Below are 15,853 nucleotides of genomic sequence, written 5' to 3'. Positions count from 1 at the left end.
TTTCTGACCGATCAGACTTAACTCATCACAGGTTCGAACTCATTGGTCGTCAGCATCATGCACTGATTAGATTCAACCTGAATGGTTAGCGTCTTATCGACACAATCAAACACTGCACCAGACAATAAGTCCGTTACTGTACCAGTCCAAGCCAGTGATGCCGTTTTACTTCGCTTCGACTTGTTGATCACCACAATGCCTTTGTCTCCACGGACAAACACCAGCAAATCATCATTTGCCTCAACCACACGCATCGCTTCGCCATGAACATGGTTATGAAACTGAATCATGTTTTTCATGTAAGGCGCTTGCCAATCGTTAAGCCAACGAGGCTGACCGTTCTGATCCAGAATGCCACTGGTACTTAGCTCACTGTAAACAAGCGGCACACCGCCGTCTCGACCAAGAATAAAGGCATGAGCTAATCGCTCGTCAACTTCACCCATTACGTGATCCAAAAATACTTCATTATTTGGAATATCATGAGTGACGGCAAAAGTGATTGCTCGCATATTCGATAACGCCTGACCAAAACAGTAAGGGTTGATCAGAGATTTAAAGCTGCCCTGCTCTTCAAAGGATTTGAAGATAGTATTGAACAGAGGGAAATCGTAAGCACCTAAGCGAGTGTGTTTGAGGTAAGGCTCAAGGAACAACTCATACTCTTCTTTGGTCGCACCACCATCAGTAATGATCTCGCCAAAGATGTGCATTTCTTCGCAAATATCATCAGTCCACACCTTGCGTAGATGTGACAGTGTCATGTGTTTTGCTGCGTCTATGCGAAACCCTTTCACGCCAATCTCTTTTAAGGCTTTTAGGTAAGCTCTCTGCTGCGCGACCACATTGTCGTTGTCTAACAGCGTTGGCAAGCCAGGGTCACTAACTCCACCGGTAATACGTCCGTTCTGCACTTCCCAAGTGTCTTTCCAGTTTTTGATACCAAACGCTTCAACAAAGTCGTTTTCATCAAATAAAGGCTTAGAAAGATCGCCAAACAAACGTATGGATTCGTAATAGTCAGCATCTTCTTGATAAGACGCCATATCTTGCTGATTTGGATACGTTAAATCGCCACGGATACCCGACTCATTGGCCATGTGGTTAAACACGACGTCCACATAGGTACGAAGCCCGTATTGCTTTAACGTGTTCACCATCGCAGTGAAATCTTGCGTGTCACCAAGCTGATTATCAATCACACGATAATCTTGTGGTTGATAGCGCTGCCACCATTGGGTGCCAGAATCACGGTCGCAACCTTTAGGTCCGCGTAACGACTTCATTGCCGGTGATACTAAAACAGATTTATAACCCAACTCTTGGATCAGTGGGGCGTTCTTCATTACGTCAGCGTAGCACCAGTCAAAGGCATGCAAAATCACATCTGTCGCTGGGTTGCTTAACATAGCTGAACTATCCATGTTGTTCTCCTACCAAACTTGTTTACAGCTTTCTAGATAAATACAAAGGCTAAAAGGCAAAGCTGCATAAATTTCCTTAAGAATGGTATTTATTATATGAGTTACTCATTAAAAACCCTCCTCCTCCCACCGATTAGTCACGGCGGATAGTTAAGGGCGTAGTGCCAATTATCGCATAACGTCTGGGATGAACACTCAACCATAGTGCTTTAAAATGCACAAAAAAGTGACAAAAAAGGAGCGTACATACGCTCCTTTTATTCAATCTAACACATATTTATGACTAAGTTCTGTAAAGAACCTTCACTACGTGCCAGCCAAATTTTGTTTTAACAAGGTGTGGTACTAGCGTCTCGCCAGAGAAACAAACCTTGTCAAACTGAGGCACCATTTGACCTTTTTTGAACTCGCCTAGGTCTCCGCCCTTTTTACCAGATGGGCACGTTGAATGCTTCTTCGCTAGCGTTTGAAACTTAGCACCTTTTTTAAGCTGCTTGATGATGTCTTCTGCTACTTCTTTGTGCTTCACCAAAATATGAAGCGCTGCTGCTGTTCTTGCCATGATAATTCTCAGTGTGTTGCGGTCAGTTTACTCACGATGGTTGCTTAGAGCATCGTTAATGAACTGACTGTTGTAATTCTGTTTATCGCTAACGACTTGTCGACATAAAACCATCGACAGCGCGCGTTTAGCGTGATTTTAACCCAAGAACTGCCAATCTTCACTCTATAACCGAAAACAACTGCCTTAAAACCCCTAAAAACCGTATAGTGACTTGCCGACATCCCTGTTTCCCTTTAAATTAATCCTTATAAATTAAGCGCGTATTAAGTAGGAGCCACTATGGCCAAACCGATCAGTAAAGCGAGTCAGTCACAGGGAATGTTGATGTTCAAATTATCCCTTACTCAAAGTTTTGCGATTGGCACGCTTAAGGTAAGAGAAATAGTGCCTTTTCAGCCGATGACTCAAATCCCATACTCCCATCATCACGTGATTGGTACGGTGACCATCCGCGATCTTACCGTTCCAGTCATTGATATGTCTGCAGCGATTGGCTTTCGACCGATAACACCCTCTGAATACCAAGATTGTGTGCTCATCGTCACCGATTGTTTAAGAACAGTAGTGGCATTTTTGGTTCGTTCGATTGATAAAATCATTGAATGTGATTGGAAAAGCATTGAATCGCCACCCGCCAGTGTGGGTCGCAATGTATTTGTGACTGGTATTACGCGTTTTGAAGATCGTATCGTTCAAATGCTCGACGTGGAGTTATTACTTTCTAAAATCTACCCGGCTTATGAAAACGCGCATATTCCAATGCTGACCGATGTAGAAAGGGAGCGTCTCAAAGCGCTGAATATCTTATTGGTTGATGACTCTTTAATCGCGAGGAAACAGCTATCTGATGCCTTGGACAGTATCAACATCCCTTACAGCATTTGTAATAACGGCTTAGATGCTATTGACCTGATGCGAGGCGAGGCCGCAAAAGGTACAGCAATTGATCTACTCGTGAGTGATATTGAGATGCCTGGACTCGATGGCTATGAGCTTGCGTTTGAAGTACAAAATGACAGCGCACTGAGTCATGCCTACTGTATTTTGCATACCTCACTGTCCAGTGAAATCTGTGTCGACCGAGCCAATCAGGTAGGTGCACATGAAGCACTTGAGAAGTTCAATGCGGGCGAATTAATCGAAGCCATGCTACGCGGCGCAAAAGTCTTAAACGAAGCATCTACGGCTGCTTAGACGCTATTTTGGAAGCTAAACCTAGCATCATGCTTAATGGTTTAGCTTCTTAGCTTTTTTAGGATTAGAGATGAATCAATGTAGAACTCTTCCTTAAGATTTCTTTGGCATAGAATAGCTCTTACTCACAAATTCCACTTCCTCTACCTCATTGACATGATTGGTAAAAGACGCCAATGCATAGAGTGTGTTCGCGACTAAGTTAGCGTATTTAAAAAGAATCGGGTCCGGCGATTTTTTGCTTTCATGATGCTCAATACTCACCAATGCTCGCACGACTTTTTTAGCCTGACAGCGACACAAGTGAAGCTCGCTGGACACTCGGTGCCCACCGGGCAAAACAAACCCTTTGAAACCGCCTTCTAGCTGCTCACGGATACAGTGATAATCTTGCTTGAGCTCGACCAATTCAGATTCGGTGATGGCAAGCTTACCGCGCACAGAGCCATTCAAATGGTAGATGTTTGGCTGCAAGCGTTGCAGGATCTCACGAACCTGAGGCTCTAGGTCTAAAGACAATACTAATCCAACTCGGCAACAAAGTTCATCCGATAAAATCTCAAAATCACAGATAGGACTGTCTTCATAAATAAACGGGTAGCAGAACTCGTCCCAATCTCGACTTACTGGTTTCACGTACCGATCCTTACACATAAATATAATCAGACGCCAATATACCAAACTCTTTGATTTAGACATAAAAAAGCCCTCACATTGGAGGGCTCCTAAAGAAATCGGTTAAACGAGCTTATTCGTTAGACACTTTTTTATGGTTCATCGCGGCTTTCCGGGGAAAGCCGCTTTTATCTTCAAGAAGAAGTAGTCTGTATCTCGATACCCATACCCCATTCGCTTGATTAACTTTATCTTGTTGTTTATCCCTTCCAGTGTGCAGGTGTTCAACGGATAACTTGCCGATGCGATAATGCCGTGAAGATAAGGACTCAGTTTTCGTGCGAACTCTTTCAATGGCTTAATTCCACTCTCTTGCACTTGTTCCCACCACGTGTCCCAGAGCCCCTTCGCGTGCCCTTCGGATTCACAATACCAAAGCTCTTTGAGTTGGGCTCCGAGTATATAAGTGGTCATTAAGTCCTTATTGATATTCAATATTTCAGTAAGATAGCTATCTTGACGTGTATTTAAGTTGCCTCTATTTTTCAGCAGTACCCACCGTGAGCGCTTCACCCATTGCCTCGCTTTTTTATCTTGCTTGAGTTTGTTGGCTTGGTCGACTCTGACTCTATCCATCACCTCGCGACCGAACTTAGCAACAACATGGAATAAGTCGTAAACGATTTTTGCGTTCGGGCAGTGCGCTTGAACTTCAAGGTCAAAAGCCGTATTCATGTCCATCGCTACTGCTTCGATATTTACCCCATTCTCGCCTAGCTGCTCGAAGAACGGCCGTATGTCCTTGCGGCTGCGGCCTAATCCAACCCAAATGACTTGATGAGTCTTCGCATCAGCGATGACGGTGGCATATCGATGCCCTTTAAAGATGGCGAACTCATCCATCACGAGCTGCTTTAGCTCACCCCATTTCACTGGCGGCACCACTTGTCGAAGTCGGCGTTTATCTATTTCTTTAATGGTGTGCCAATGAACGCCCGTAATTTGGGATATATGCTTAATGGGAAGCAGGGGTAGCAGTTGTTCTATATAGCTTTTTAGGCGCTTTGTTATACGAGCATAAGGCTCTAACCAAGAGAGAGATTCTGTTTTTATGCCGCAGTCACGACACTTAATCCTTCGAGTTTGAACGGAAAGTTCAACAGGCACACCGAGCAACATGGCATCCTTTACGTGACGCCATTGATACTCATGGATAGCCTCGGCCTCAAGACCACAAAGGCATTTAGCCTCAGAGCTAGGTTTAAGAGTCAGGGTAATAAGTGATGCTGTCTGGAGAGACTTTACTATTTGAAAGCCTTCCCAGAATGAAGATAGGAAAGTATGATTCGGCATAGAAACGGTAGTTTGTGTATGATTTTTGTTTGGCGACTAAACCATATCACTTACTACCGTTTTTGTTTTTAGTTCCCGCTAATCCGCGATGAACCTTTTTATGGCCTTCTTGCAGGTGAACGAAATCCACCAAATCGTCGCCAGACACTTGGTATGCCTGACCAAAGCCTTTCACAAACAGACCGTTCTCTGCTTTAAGGTTGAACAGAGAGAAGTCTTGAAGTTGGCTAAGACCATCAATGATTTCACCAAAGCGTTCTTGCATCTGGCCGATCACTTGAGTCCAAAGTTCCGTTTCACGCTCAACAACACTAGCTTGAGCATCAAACGTTAGACGCTTGCGTGCGTAAAGCTGCTTCGAGCTCTCTTCATCTTCAATCATCATCAAAGACACTTGAGGATTAGCCTTCAAGTTACGAGCGTGACGAGCAATATCAGAAATGAGAACAAAGTAACCTTCTTGGTTCTGAACGAAAGGTGCGTAACTTACGTTCGGGCGACCTTCTTCATCAACCGTTGCAAGTTGAAGGGTACGGCGCTCTTGGCGAAACTCTTTGATTTCTGGACCTAGGCGACCTTGTAGACGTTCTTGTTTTACTTGCTGTTCCATGGGTAATTCCTTTCTTCACTTTCTCTGATTTATTATTTTTGCCCGAGGTTGAGCGATCATTAGCGAACTAAACGATCCTCGAGCATTGATGTACTGTTTAAGCGAGTAGGCAACCTTATTTAAGCTTGCCGTTAATTATTCTTAAGCTTGTTCTTTTAGTGCTTTGAAGCGTTCTACTTGGTCGGCAATAAGCTCACGCTTTTCATTGCGGCCTAGGTAGATCTTAAAAATGTTCTCGCCAGTTTCACTAAAGAAACCGAAGTAATGACTTTCACGGCCCATGAACGCCTTGCTCACCAAACCAACGTGTTTGATGTTGTCGAGTTTCAGGTGACCATGAAGCTCGCCTTCTTTGCCCATTAAGTTGTAGTAACCACGTGCTACTTTGCCTTTAGGGAACGGCGCCTTTACTTCGAAGATTGAGCCGAATGAATGCATAATTGTGGTCACTGGGCCCCAACCCACTAAACCTTCTAGGATCTCTTGGGCACGGCTGCCATCTAACATCACCGCCATGTCGTTTGGAAAAGCAGCGACTACTTCAACTTCTGAAACGCCTAGCTTCTCAGCAATCGCAGTAGGAAGCAGTTTTGGTTCTTCTTCTAGAATGCGTGCGACACGTTGTTCTAGAGTTTCTGTCATTTCTAATGTTGTATCTGTCATTGAATATGTGTCCGTATAAACGAGTAATTTACGTAAGTTATAAACTAAAAATTCGATATTAAGCGTGCTTCAAACTTGCATGCGGGTGAACGCCTGAACCTGACGCTTTCGGTGCTGGGTGCATAGCCTGATATTCAGCGTTAAGCATTTGAAGCACACTCTGAGCCAGGCTTACTGCCCAGAAGCTGCCAGCAATAGTGAGGGTCAGATAATCTTCCGAAAGCTCAACCAAACCATTCTTCTCCCAATGTGAGAACAGAGGCTTCAGATAATCGAACGTGTCTTGCCCCATAAAGGTCGGTAACGTACTTCTTCTAACAACACCAGAATCAAAACCTGCCTTTAATGTTGAGAAGATAGGCTCTAATGAGCTTTGCTTGGTCATCATGGCAATAGGTAATTGACCTTGCTTTATAGACTCCATGTAGCTGTCTAAAGTTCGATGCTGCATCACACCGTGGCCACCAATGTTGCCACCAGCGCCACAACCAATAGGTAAAACTTCGGCGTAGGTTTTCGCTAAGCTGTTGTAAATGCTGCGTTCGCGATTATCACGAGTCCAGTGATTCACGCTCAGTTGCTTGACCTTATTTTTTGCCATGAACTCGACACCCGCCAAGTACATGCTCGCTTTATCTGGCGTATTGGCCGGTGGTGGGATTTTTCCTTTCTCAACGAGATTAAGCATAGGAGCATTGCCCGAAACGATCAGTTGGTAGAGGTCAATGCCGTGTGCGCCAGTAGACATGTAGTCTTCTAAATCTTGTTGGAACACTTCCATAGACTGGTGCGGTAATCCGTATAACAAATCAAGAACGATCGGAGCTTGTTCAGTGCGGCTCAGTGAACTGATACGTTCCAACACCACTTCTCGGTCATCCAAGCGCTTAGCACTGCGTCGAACTTGAGTATTGAAACTTTGAATACCGAATGAGAAACGATTGAAGCCACCTTCAAGCGCACGATCAAACATCTCGTCGCCAAAGCGATTGATGCGTCCTTCCAAGGTCATTTCCACATCGTTTGCTAGTGGGAAATATTGACGAATGGCTTTACCAAGCTGCTCAACTTGTTGAGGTGACAAATCGGTGGGTGTTCCGCCACCAATATAGACAGCGTGAAATAGTCCAGACTGAGCCCAAGGTGTTTTGGCTTTCTGCTTTAGCTCGACCATCAGTGCATCGAAATACTCATCCACTAATTTACGGCTTGCGGCATTTTGGAAGAAATTGCAGAACGTACAGCGCACGCGACAAAAAGGAATGTGGATATACAAGCAACGCTTATCCTGATTTTTCCCTTCACTCAGCATCAGTTCGTCAAAGAGTTCTAACTTCTTACTGGGGTCGACCGGAATTGAACTTCCTCCGGCATGGGCAGAATGCTTTTTAGCAAACGCAAAACGAAGCGGATCAGGGCTAGAAACACCCAAGATTGATTCGTCATACTTATAGATATTAAGACTCATATAATCTCTCTAAACACTTACATAGCAAAGTCTGGAATACTATTCGCTAAAACTGAAATAATCATAAATAGACGCAAATGATAATGCAATTGATAATTGATCTTATTTAGATTCTAGGCAATAATCCGATACAGATTTTGGATTTGGTAAAGGATTGAGTGTGAACGTTCCTAGATATGTTATTGCAGGCGGTGCATCGTTAGTGATTCATGCAGCGCTATTATTTGTCGCTCAAGAATCCAAAGTATTCGCGATGCCTGCAGGTAGCCAATCGAACACGGTATCGATCAATTTCACGCCTAAGAACACGCCTTCCCCGGCTCAACAAAAAACCATCACAGAGCCGGTTGAACCAGAACCAATCAAAGAAACAGTCTCACAAGCTGAACCTAAACCTGTCGAACCCAAGGCCGTTGAGCCAAAACAAGCCAAACCGACGCCAAAGAAAAAAGCGATCACCAATAAGCCTCAACCCAAGAAAGTAGAGAAAAAGGTTGTTGAAAAGAGAGTCGAGAAGAAGCCAATTCAAAAGAAACCAGTGAGTCAGAAAAAGGTCGTTAAGAAAGAACGCCCAGAACCAAAGTCCAAACCAACGCCTCAACCAGAAAAACTGGCCGACAAGAAAGTCGATAGAAATCTGGCTGAGTCTGCCAACCAACCTCAGGAAGTAAACCAAGGCGTATCAAACCAAGAGCCTGTGCTAGTCACTAAGCCCTCTTTTTCTTCACGCCCGACACCACCGAATTACCCGCGCCAAGCTAGACGTCGTGGGGTTGAAGGTGTCGCAACTTATGAGGTCTGGTTAGACGCTGAAGGCAAACAGATTAAACAAGCATTAGTAAATTCATCAGGCGCACTAATGCTCGACAACGCCGCTTTAGACGCCATTAAACAATGGAAATTCTCACCTCACACTGTCAATGGTCGAGCGATTGCTCACCGTGTACAAATACCTGTTCGTTTTAGGTTGGATTAATCATGCAACAAATCAGTTACTTACAAGATCAACTTGGCTTAATGACTTGGCCTCTTCTTATATGTTCAGCATTAACCGCAATGATCATCGCTGAACGTGTCTTCCAAGTGATGTTAAGCATTGGTGTTGGCAAACGCGCCATTCGTCGCGAGCTCAATCAAATATCACCAACTAACAGCAAAGAGATCGAAGCATTAGCACAATCTATTTCTGGTAAACGACCGCTACTGTACAAGGGTGTGTCGATGTTGCTTGCTCACCACTCTTTTTCGAAAGGACTACGTGAAGGTGCAGCAGGCATCTGGCTACAAGAAAAACGCCACCAGCTGCACGCAGGTTTAAGGCTGCTTGGTTTAATCGGCGTGATCAGTCCACTAATTGGCTTGCTTGGTACGGTGCTTGGTCTTATCGAGATGTTCAAAGGTGTAGCTGCTACCACCGGAAGTATCACACCAAATGATCTAGCTGACGGCCTTGGCTTAGCAATGAGAACCACAGCTGCAGGTTTGATGATTGCACTGCCTGCAATATCAGGGTCTCAACTACTTGGGCTTTGGGCCGATAGGGTTTTGGCGCAGCTAGAACATACTTTGAATTATGTGAATGTGTGGTTAGAAGGCATGTCGATTCAAACTAATCAGTCTGACGAATCTAAAGATTCATCATTAAACAAAGTCGCTGTCGGTGATGCGAGACAAGCATGATTAAAACGCCCCACTCATCTCAAACACAAAGTTTAGCTCCGGACTTAACACCGCTGCTCGACATCATTTTTATCGTGATGGTTTTCCTGCTGCTAACAGCATCGGTGAAGTTGGAGTCATTAGAAGTCGAACTGCCGAGCTCTGATATTAAGAACGTTTCTGAAGTTCATAAAGATTCGATTAGCGTCAATATCTTAGATCACGAACCCTACTGGGCGATTAACGGCCAAGAGTACATCGACTGGGAAAACTTCAAGATTGCATTGCTAGAAGAAACAGGCACATCAGACAAGAAGCCGATCATCATTGGTGCAGATAAAGCCGCCAACGTTGAGAACCTAGTGAAGTTGCTGTCTTTCCTTCAAGAGAACGGAATACCAGCGACTCAATTGCTCACTGAAGATGGCTAGAACAACTCTCTATTTTCATGAAGTTTGGCTCTTGATGACTAACACCAAAGAAGCAGAGCTAAACTTCTCTATCGATACGAACTCACAATGCGAACGGACTGCTCACTGAGAATCTTCGCGAAACAAGTAGATAATATAAAGAAATGATTATGAACAACTTAAACGTGCTCAATATATTAACGACCAAGAGACATCTCCTTTCAGTAGCTGCAATGAGCTTGGTATTGACTGCGCCAACGGCAATGGCCAATGACGTAGAACAACCTCGAATCATCAGTGCGGGTAGTGCCGTTACTGAATTGGTCTTGGCATTAGGCGCTGAAGAGCAGTTAGTGGCAATTGATGTGACCAGCCATTTCCCTCAAGCAGAGAATCTGCCGAAGATTGGTTACCACCGAAACCTTTCAGCAGAAGGCTTGATTGCTTTAGAGCCAACGACACTAATTGGCTCAGATGAAATGGGACCTGACAACGCGATTTCTCAATTGAAATCTGCTGGTGTCGATGTCGAGATCGTCAATACCGAAGCAAACGTTGAGGGGTTATTAAAGCGTATCGACCAAATCGCAAAAATTACCCACACCGAAGCTCACTCACAGCAAGTCAAAGCTGAAGTAAATAAGAAGATTGCGGCACTAAAAGCAAACCAAGTACCCAACAACGAAGCGAAGAAAGTTCTGTTCTTATTATTGCATGAAGGTCGCCCGGCGAACGTTGCTGGCGGTGAAACGTCACCAAACGCGATCATTGAATTGGCTGGCGGTGTAAACCCTGCGGCTAAAAGCCTGACGTCATACAAACCACTATCGATGGAATCACTCGTTGAAATGCAGCCTGATGTCATCTTGGTGAGTGGCCGCAGCTACCAAAAAATGGGCGGCGCTGACGCCATTCTTAAATCGCTGCCTATGTTAGCAGCGACTCCTGCTGGCATGAACAAACAAATCATTACCGTAAAAGGCTGTGCATTAGTCGGCGGACTTGGCCTCGAAAGCCTTTCAGAAGCCAAGCGATTAAACGCTCTTATCTATCCGTTATAACTTATCTACCCGCTATAACTAGACCACCCTATTCTTACTGTTGCTAGCTCAGTTTCCATTACCAACCCGCTTTTCCGCAATGTTGGTGATGGATATTGAAGCTAGCGATGGACATTGAGGCCCTTTATGTTGCTACGCTCCGTCCCACTGAAAACATCGATGTTAGGCCTAGGGGCTACCCTAGTCTTCGTCGCACTGTTCTCAATTACCGTTGGGCCAATGAACATTAGCTTAGCTGACAGTGCAGCGAGCTTACTCCAACCAAACAATGATTTAGCCCCACACATCAATTTAGTGATTCAAGAGATTCGCTTACCTAGAACTATTTTGTGCATGCTAATCGGCGCGATTCTCGCGTTATGTGGTGCGGTTATGCAGGGGCTATTCCGCAACCCACTTGCCGAGCCAGGAATCATCGGCGTGTCTGCCGGAGCCTCATTGGGTGCCGCATTAGCCATCGTGCTTTTCTCTGAGCTTTCACTGCAATACCCCGCTTTCATGAACTTTGCAGCTGTACCTATATTTGCCTTTTTAGGCGGAGCCTTAACCACGCTACTGGTTTATAAGCTAGGTACGGGAAAATTCGGTACTTCAGTCACTATCATGTTGTTAGCTGGTGTGGCGATCAGCGCGCTCTCTGGCGCTGGTATTGGGTTCTTGAACTTCATCGCTGATGACCAAATGCTGCGTGATCTTTCATTATGGTCGATGGGCTCACTAGCTGGAGCGAAGTGGTCAGGCATTTTACTTGCTGCGGTTACGCTCGTAGCACTGTTTATTGTTTTTTACCGTCAAGCGATGTCACTGAATGCCCTGCTCTTAGGTGAGTCAGAAGCGCAACACCTTGGCATTCCAGTACAAAAACTCAAACGAAAGCTCATTCTACTGACAGCCGCAGGCGTTGGTATCACAGTGAGCCTGTCTGGCATGATCGGATTCATCGGGCTCGTTATCCCTCATTTAGGTCGTATGTTGGCAGGCCCAGATCACCGAGTTCTTTTGCCATTGTCAGCAGTACTAGGCGCACTACTGCTAACAGCCGCAGACATGTTCTCTCGTGTGGTACTGGCACCAGCAGAATTACCTGTGGGCATTGTTACCGCGATTATCGGCGCTCCATTCTTCTTGTACCTTCTATTTCAACAGAAAGGGAGAATCCTTTAATGTTTCCTTCAGCGTTAAAAGCGACCGATATCGAAGTGAAGTTCGGCAGCAAAGTGATATTAGATGGCGTTTCTATTGAGATTGAGGCTGGAAAGGTAACCACACTGCTTGGGCCAAATGGCGCAGGGAAAAGCACGTTACTTAAAGCCTTGTGCCAAGAGATATCAAGCAACGGCGATATCCAATATTTTGGACACACCAAAGACAAGTGGCCTTCTCAAAAATTGGCGAAGCATCTGGCTATGCTACCTCAGCACAGTACGTTGACCTTCCCATTTTTGGCACATGAAGTTGTCGAGCTTGGTGGTATTCCTCTGCAAGAGTCCAACAAGAACCTCACCAACATCGCTAGTCAAAAAATGGATGTTGCCGATGTGACTCACCTGAGTGAAAGGCTCTACCCTTCGCTATCCGGCGGTGAAAAACAGCGTGTTCACTTGGCTCGAGTGCTAACCCAGCTTCACTATTCTGGTGACCAATGTATCTTGATGCTTGATGAACCCACATCAGCACTGGATCTTGCCCACCAGCACAACACCTTAAAGATCGCGAGAGATCTCGCCGACAACCACAATGCCGCGGTTATCGTGGTGTTGCATGACCTAAATTTAGCCGCTCAATATTCCGACCGATTAGTGGTATTGAAAGATGGACACTTAGTTTGCGATGGAAGTCCTTGGGAGGCGCTAAAGCCGTCAATGATTGAAGACGTATACGGATACAAAAGTATCGTCGAAAAACACCCAACCATGAGCTTCCCTCAGGTTCATCCCGCACAATAAACGCAATCAAAAACTGGCGCACTTAAAGTATTCGTTCCTTCTAACGCCGACACCATTCAAAGCCTCGATTTAGTCGAGGCTTTTTATTGGCTCACAGCCTCTCTCTCGCCTTAAACTCAATTTTGTTAGTAACCATAGCAATAAGCTCTCAAACGGCTCACCCAGAGCGTTTGAGGCTCTAGAAATAAACATAATCAGTTAGTGTTGCTAAGCTTTTCGCAATTGAGGTTGAATGTAAGACTCGAGCGTAAGCATATAAAAATAAAAGAAATAACTTCATTTGGCACAAAGCAAGATAGCAGAAGCGATATGAGTTCGAGAGAGAAAGAGAAAGAGAAAGAGAAATTGCAGACACAAAAAAAGCCCCCGTAGGAGCTTCTTTTATCGTGTGTTGATTACTGACTCATGCGAATCAATGACTTACCAATCAACCACTCTAGTTCTTTACCGCTAGTATCACCAAACTGAGTTTCAGTCAGCTTGTATAGACGGTCAATACCGTTTGCAGCGAACTCATGAGCGCTCTCAGCAGTAACGATATGATGGAAAAGTAAACGTAAAATTGCTAGGAACTCAGCGTCTTCAAGTGCTGCAACCCAGCTAGCTGAAAATGCGTCAAGGCCATTTTCAAAGTCAATGTGTTCCATAAACATCTTGAAAATACGACCGTCTAAAGCAGCAGTAAAATCCGTTTTCTTAGGAAAGTGATGACTAATACCTGTACGAGAAACGCCTGTTTGTTGACTCAATGTCGTGTATGACATCTTGTCGTAACCCAATCTCAATAGCTGGTCCACAACGGCATCCATGATCTTCTGGATCGTGATTTCTGTATCTTCTTTACTACGCTTTGGCATATTCAGGCTCTTCTCTTTGTAAATCCATCTAACTCAATCAAATGAAGTCAGAATGAAAATCGTTATCAGCATTATGTGAGCAAGATGTTTTTTCGCAAGTATTTAGAACTAAATGCACACAAATACTATGTACGAACAATTTTACAGTGATGTCTCTTTGGACACTTTGTCTAATTATTCTTCGAAAATCACCTTACAATCCTAAGTCGATAATTTTAAATAACGACTTAGAATATGAAATACCCAACGAAAAATTCATTGTATAAATACCTATCAAGCGATAGATAGTCTTATAAAATCATTCCTGACGCAACTAAGTGAATGATATTCTGACAAATTAATAACATTCCTTTTCAACAAAACGTGAGGTAAATCACATACATATTTATCGGCGCGAATGTAGATATTCATTAAACACCTTAACAAACAACATAGCATACCAGTATAAATTAGTTCAAAGGTTTTAATTTTTGTAGATACAGTTCTAATTGCTCGTTAGAATAACCTCAGACTTTGTAAGAGGATTATTTATGAGCCAAGATATTGGTAACAACGATGTATGTGAGGCTTGCGGTTGCGCAGGTGAAATTGGCTTCATCATTAAAGAAGGCGACGAGGTTGCTGAGGTAACGGTTTACGGCAACTCTAAAGCCCTTATTGAAACTGAATTAGCTAAGTACGTTGAGTTAGCAAAGCAAGTGTCTAGCAATGTTGAATTTGAAGCATCAGAGATGACTGAAGACAGCACAGAATTGCACGCACGCTTTAAATTTGAAGTAAGCGCTGAGAAAATTATTTTCGAACTTAAGACTCGCTCTCTAGCGCGTTAATATAAGCACTTACACTCATAAAATTAAAAGACGAGTTTATTACTCGTCTTTTTTTATTATTTCAACCCAACCTAGAGCACCATTGGTCTCAAAGTCATTTTCAGCCGCACATTTAATCACAACACCGGAGACCTCAACGATAGCACCAACACTATATGCCTTATCATTGTAATAACAAACTCGTTGCTGTGAAGTACTCTGAGTGACAACCACTGCCGTTTTTGCAGGCGTTGATATTATTTTATTAGCACTTACTGATATTGAACAAAACGCAGAGGTCAGAATCACAACGCATTTTAGAATTTGATGCTTTATTCGAACCGAAAATTTACCTTTCATTGTCTCTTATTCCTTTCTACCTACCAACAAATGAGTAAAACACTATGCGAGAATAATTTTTTCTTTATAGTGTTAACGTCTATCGTAATAAGAAGCTTGTTATGCTCCGAATAATTGCACTTATTATTGGTTCCTTAACCATAACAAATGTGACTGCTGAACCACTCGATCAGTATCAAATATTGAACCATCTGGATAATTACGGAAACTTATATTTACGAAATAAGCCATACACATCACTGCCAACAGGGTTAATCGTTGATGGCAACCTCAATATTGAGAACACTGCGATTACCCGCCTACCCAAAGGGTTGGAAGTAAACGGGAGTCTTAAAGGCGGTAACAGCCAACTCACGCGGGTTCCCTCGGGAGTAAAGATAAAAGGCTATGCCGACTTGATTGGTAGTCAGATTACCAGTTGGCCACGAGGTGTGAGAGTGGGCGGATTTATTAACCTCACGGATACTCCCCTCCAGAGGCTACCCAATGGCTTTAGAGTGAAAGGCGACCTGAGCGTGATTCGTACGCCTTTGACAGAGCTACCAAACGGGATAGTGATTGATGGCGATTTATATATAGGCGGTTCTGGGATTACAACATTTCCTGACACCATGACAGTCAAAGGTAATATCTACCTCGGTGGTAACACGATTACCACGTGGCCGACCAGCCTAGAGCTCGGTGGCGCTGTCGCTCGCTAATTTAGCCTAAAGCTCTAATGCTCTATTGCTCTATTGCTCTATTGCTCTATTGCTCTATTGCTCTAAAACTCTAATGCAGCAGCAAGTAGTAATTCAGAAACAAAAAAGGAGCCCAAGGCTCCTTTTTCAATTCAATCAAGTTACTACTCAGCTAACAA

Annotated in this window: 18 protein-coding genes; 9 read left to right on the top strand and 9 right to left on the bottom strand. The window is 44.0% G+C overall.

Annotation, left to right across the window (positions count from 1 at the left end; genetic code table 11):
* Positions 1 to 17: 17 nt before the first annotated feature.
* On the bottom strand, positions 18 to 1,424 hold the full coding sequence (locus AC3CHU_RS21100) for an alpha-amylase family glycosyl hydrolase (protein ID WP_146456461.1): 1,407 nt from the start codon (positions 1,422 to 1,424) through the stop codon (positions 18 to 20).
* Between the two features lie 283 nt (positions 1,425 to 1,707).
* Positions 1,708 to 1,986: a peptidylprolyl isomerase PpiC gene (gene ppiC, locus AC3CHU_RS21095; protein ID WP_004731852.1), complete on the bottom strand. Its 279-nt coding sequence runs from the start codon at positions 1,984 to 1,986 to the stop codon at positions 1,708 to 1,710.
* 282 nt (positions 1,987 to 2,268) lie between these two features.
* On the opposite strand from ppiC, the gene AC3CHU_RS21090 reads away from it, so the two are divergent.
* A complete protein-coding gene (locus tag AC3CHU_RS21090; protein ID WP_146456463.1) occupies positions 2,269 to 3,183 on the top strand; it encodes a chemotaxis protein in 915 nt (304 codons plus the stop codon).
* 93 nt (positions 3,184 to 3,276) lie between these two features.
* Here AC3CHU_RS21090 and AC3CHU_RS21085 read toward each other — a convergent pair whose 3' ends face one another.
* The 5 genes from AC3CHU_RS21085 to hutW all read right to left on the bottom strand — a co-directional run bounded on the left by AC3CHU_RS21085 (position 3,277) and on the right by hutW (position 7,892).
* The gene (locus tag AC3CHU_RS21085; RefSeq protein ID WP_488525598.1) at positions 3,277 to 3,819 is read right to left on the bottom strand and encodes an ATP:cob(I)alamin adenosyltransferase; all 543 of its coding nucleotides are present in this window, start codon (positions 3,817 to 3,819) and stop codon (positions 3,277 to 3,279) included.
* A 138-nt stretch (positions 3,820 to 3,957) separates the two neighbouring features.
* Positions 3,958 to 5,151, bottom strand: coding sequence for an ISL3 family transposase (locus AC3CHU_RS21080; protein ID WP_488524348.1), 1,194 nt, complete (start codon positions 5,149 to 5,151; stop codon positions 3,958 to 3,960).
* Positions 5,152 to 5,197: 46 nt separating this feature from the next.
* Complete coding sequence (gene hutZ / locus AC3CHU_RS21075; protein ID WP_488525597.1) at positions 5,198 to 5,761, bottom strand: heme utilization protein HutZ; 564 nt, start codon at positions 5,759 to 5,761, stop codon at positions 5,198 to 5,200.
* A gap of 141 nt (positions 5,762 to 5,902) precedes the next feature.
* Positions 5,903 to 6,424: a heme utilization cystosolic carrier protein HutX gene (hutX, locus tag AC3CHU_RS21070; protein WP_076666926.1), complete on the bottom strand. Its 522-nt coding sequence runs from the start codon at positions 6,422 to 6,424 to the stop codon at positions 5,903 to 5,905.
* Between the two features lie 58 nt (positions 6,425 to 6,482).
* Complete coding sequence (gene hutW / locus AC3CHU_RS21065; RefSeq protein ID WP_488525596.1) at positions 6,483 to 7,892, bottom strand: heme anaerobic degradation radical SAM methyltransferase ChuW/HutW; 1,410 nt, start codon at positions 7,890 to 7,892, stop codon at positions 6,483 to 6,485.
* A gap of 160 nt (positions 7,893 to 8,052) precedes the next feature.
* Between hutW and AC3CHU_RS21060 the strand changes: the two genes are divergently transcribed.
* From AC3CHU_RS21060 to AC3CHU_RS21035, 6 genes are all read left to right on the top strand, one after another.
* Complete coding sequence (locus AC3CHU_RS21060) at positions 8,053 to 8,868, top strand: energy transducer TonB (protein WP_010431223.1); 816 nt, start codon at positions 8,053 to 8,055, stop codon at positions 8,866 to 8,868.
* Between the two features lie 2 nt (positions 8,869 to 8,870).
* Positions 8,871 to 9,572 carry a MotA/TolQ/ExbB proton channel family protein gene (locus AC3CHU_RS21055; RefSeq protein ID WP_488525595.1) on the top strand — a complete coding sequence of 234 codons (702 nt, stop codon included), beginning with the start codon at positions 8,871 to 8,873 and terminating at the stop codon, positions 9,570 to 9,572.
* Complete coding sequence (locus tag AC3CHU_RS21050) at positions 9,569 to 9,982, top strand: ExbD/TolR family protein (RefSeq protein ID WP_017077389.1); 414 nt, start codon at positions 9,569 to 9,571, stop codon at positions 9,980 to 9,982. The genes AC3CHU_RS21055 and AC3CHU_RS21050 overlap by 4 nt, the downstream gene beginning before the upstream one ends.
* A 149-nt stretch (positions 9,983 to 10,131) precedes the next feature.
* Positions 10,132 to 11,022, top strand: coding sequence for a heme/hemin ABC transporter substrate-binding protein (locus tag AC3CHU_RS21045; RefSeq protein WP_488525594.1), 891 nt, complete (start codon positions 10,132 to 10,134; stop codon positions 11,020 to 11,022).
* Positions 11,023 to 11,148: 126 nt separating this feature from the next.
* The gene (locus AC3CHU_RS21040) at positions 11,149 to 12,186 is read left to right on the top strand and encodes a FecCD family ABC transporter permease (protein ID WP_108118021.1); all 1,038 of its coding nucleotides are present in this window, start codon (positions 11,149 to 11,151) and stop codon (positions 12,184 to 12,186) included.
* Positions 12,186 to 12,968: a heme ABC transporter ATP-binding protein gene (locus tag AC3CHU_RS21035; protein ID WP_102535297.1), complete on the top strand. Its 783-nt coding sequence runs from the start codon at positions 12,186 to 12,188 to the stop codon at positions 12,966 to 12,968. The genes AC3CHU_RS21040 and AC3CHU_RS21035 overlap by 1 nt, the downstream gene beginning before the upstream one ends.
* Before the next feature lie 395 nt (positions 12,969 to 13,363).
* Here the strand turns inward: AC3CHU_RS21035 and AC3CHU_RS21030 are convergent, their stop codons facing one another.
* Entirely contained in the window at positions 13,364 to 13,825 is a 462-nt protein-coding gene (locus AC3CHU_RS21030; protein WP_004731875.1) for a TetR/AcrR family transcriptional regulator, read from the bottom strand.
* 530 nt (positions 13,826 to 14,355) lie between these two features.
* Here AC3CHU_RS21030 and AC3CHU_RS21025 point away from each other — a divergent pair.
* Complete coding sequence (locus AC3CHU_RS21025) at positions 14,356 to 14,655, top strand: YfcZ/YiiS family protein (RefSeq protein WP_065206993.1); 300 nt, start codon at positions 14,356 to 14,358, stop codon at positions 14,653 to 14,655.
* A gap of 39 nt (positions 14,656 to 14,694) precedes the next feature.
* On the opposite strand, the gene AC3CHU_RS21020 is transcribed toward AC3CHU_RS21025, so the two are convergent.
* Positions 14,695 to 14,994 carry a DUF1496 domain-containing protein gene (locus AC3CHU_RS21020; protein WP_065206992.1) on the bottom strand — a complete coding sequence of 100 codons (300 nt, stop codon included), beginning with the start codon at positions 14,992 to 14,994 and terminating at the stop codon, positions 14,695 to 14,697.
* A 101-nt stretch (positions 14,995 to 15,095) separates the two neighbouring features.
* On the opposite strand from AC3CHU_RS21020, the gene AC3CHU_RS21015 reads away from it, so the two are divergent.
* Complete coding sequence (locus AC3CHU_RS21015) at positions 15,096 to 15,695, top strand: hypothetical protein (protein WP_065206991.1); 600 nt, start codon at positions 15,096 to 15,098, stop codon at positions 15,693 to 15,695.
* Positions 15,696 to 15,853 lie beyond the last annotated feature (158 nt).

The organism is Vibrio sp. QJM3NY_39, from assembly GCF_057785895.1.
The sequence above is the reverse complement of the archived record's forward strand: the minus strand, read 5'-3'. Positions and strand labels throughout refer to the sequence as shown.

Bases quoted from the DNA above. Each gene is read 5' to 3' on its own strand.
- AC3CHU_RS21100 (WP_146456461.1), bottom strand. From the start codon at position 1,424: ATGGATAGTTCAGCTATGTTAAGCAACCCAGCGACAGATGTGATTTTG.
- ppiC (WP_004731852.1), bottom strand. From the start codon at position 1,986: ATGGCAAGAACAGCAGCAGCGCTTCATATTTTGGTGAAGCACAAAGAA.
- AC3CHU_RS21090 (WP_146456463.1), top strand. From the start codon at position 2,269: ATGGCCAAACCGATCAGTAAAGCGAGTCAGTCACAGGGAATGTTGATG.
- AC3CHU_RS21080 (WP_488524348.1), bottom strand. From the start codon at position 5,151: ATGCCGAATCATACTTTCCTATCTTCATTCTGGGAAGGCTTTCAAATA.
- hutZ (WP_488525597.1), bottom strand. From the start codon at position 5,761: ATGGAACAGCAAGTAAAACAAGAACGTCTACAAGGTCGCCTAGGTCCA.
- hutX (WP_076666926.1), bottom strand. From the start codon at position 6,424: ATGACAGATACAACATTAGAAATGACAGAAACTCTAGAACAACGTGTC.
- hutW (WP_488525596.1), bottom strand. From the start codon at position 7,892: ATGAGTCTTAATATCTATAAGTATGACGAATCAATCTTGGGTGTTTCT.
- AC3CHU_RS21055 (WP_488525595.1), top strand. From the start codon at position 8,871: ATGCAACAAATCAGTTACTTACAAGATCAACTTGGCTTAATGACTTGG.
- AC3CHU_RS21050 (WP_017077389.1), top strand. From the start codon at position 9,569: ATGATTAAAACGCCCCACTCATCTCAAACACAAAGTTTAGCTCCGGAC.
- AC3CHU_RS21045 (WP_488525594.1), top strand. From the start codon at position 10,132: ATGAACAACTTAAACGTGCTCAATATATTAACGACCAAGAGACATCTC.
- AC3CHU_RS21040 (WP_108118021.1), top strand. From the start codon at position 11,149: ATGTTGCTACGCTCCGTCCCACTGAAAACATCGATGTTAGGCCTAGGG.
- AC3CHU_RS21035 (WP_102535297.1), top strand. From the start codon at position 12,186: ATGTTTCCTTCAGCGTTAAAAGCGACCGATATCGAAGTGAAGTTCGGC.
- AC3CHU_RS21030 (WP_004731875.1), bottom strand. From the start codon at position 13,825: ATGCCAAAGCGTAGTAAAGAAGATACAGAAATCACGATCCAGAAGATC.
- AC3CHU_RS21025 (WP_065206993.1), top strand. From the start codon at position 14,356: ATGAGCCAAGATATTGGTAACAACGATGTATGTGAGGCTTGCGGTTGC.
- AC3CHU_RS21020 (WP_065206992.1), bottom strand. From the start codon at position 14,994: ATGAAAGGTAAATTTTCGGTTCGAATAAAGCATCAAATTCTAAAATGC.
- AC3CHU_RS21015 (WP_065206991.1), top strand. From the start codon at position 15,096: ATGCTCCGAATAATTGCACTTATTATTGGTTCCTTAACCATAACAAAT.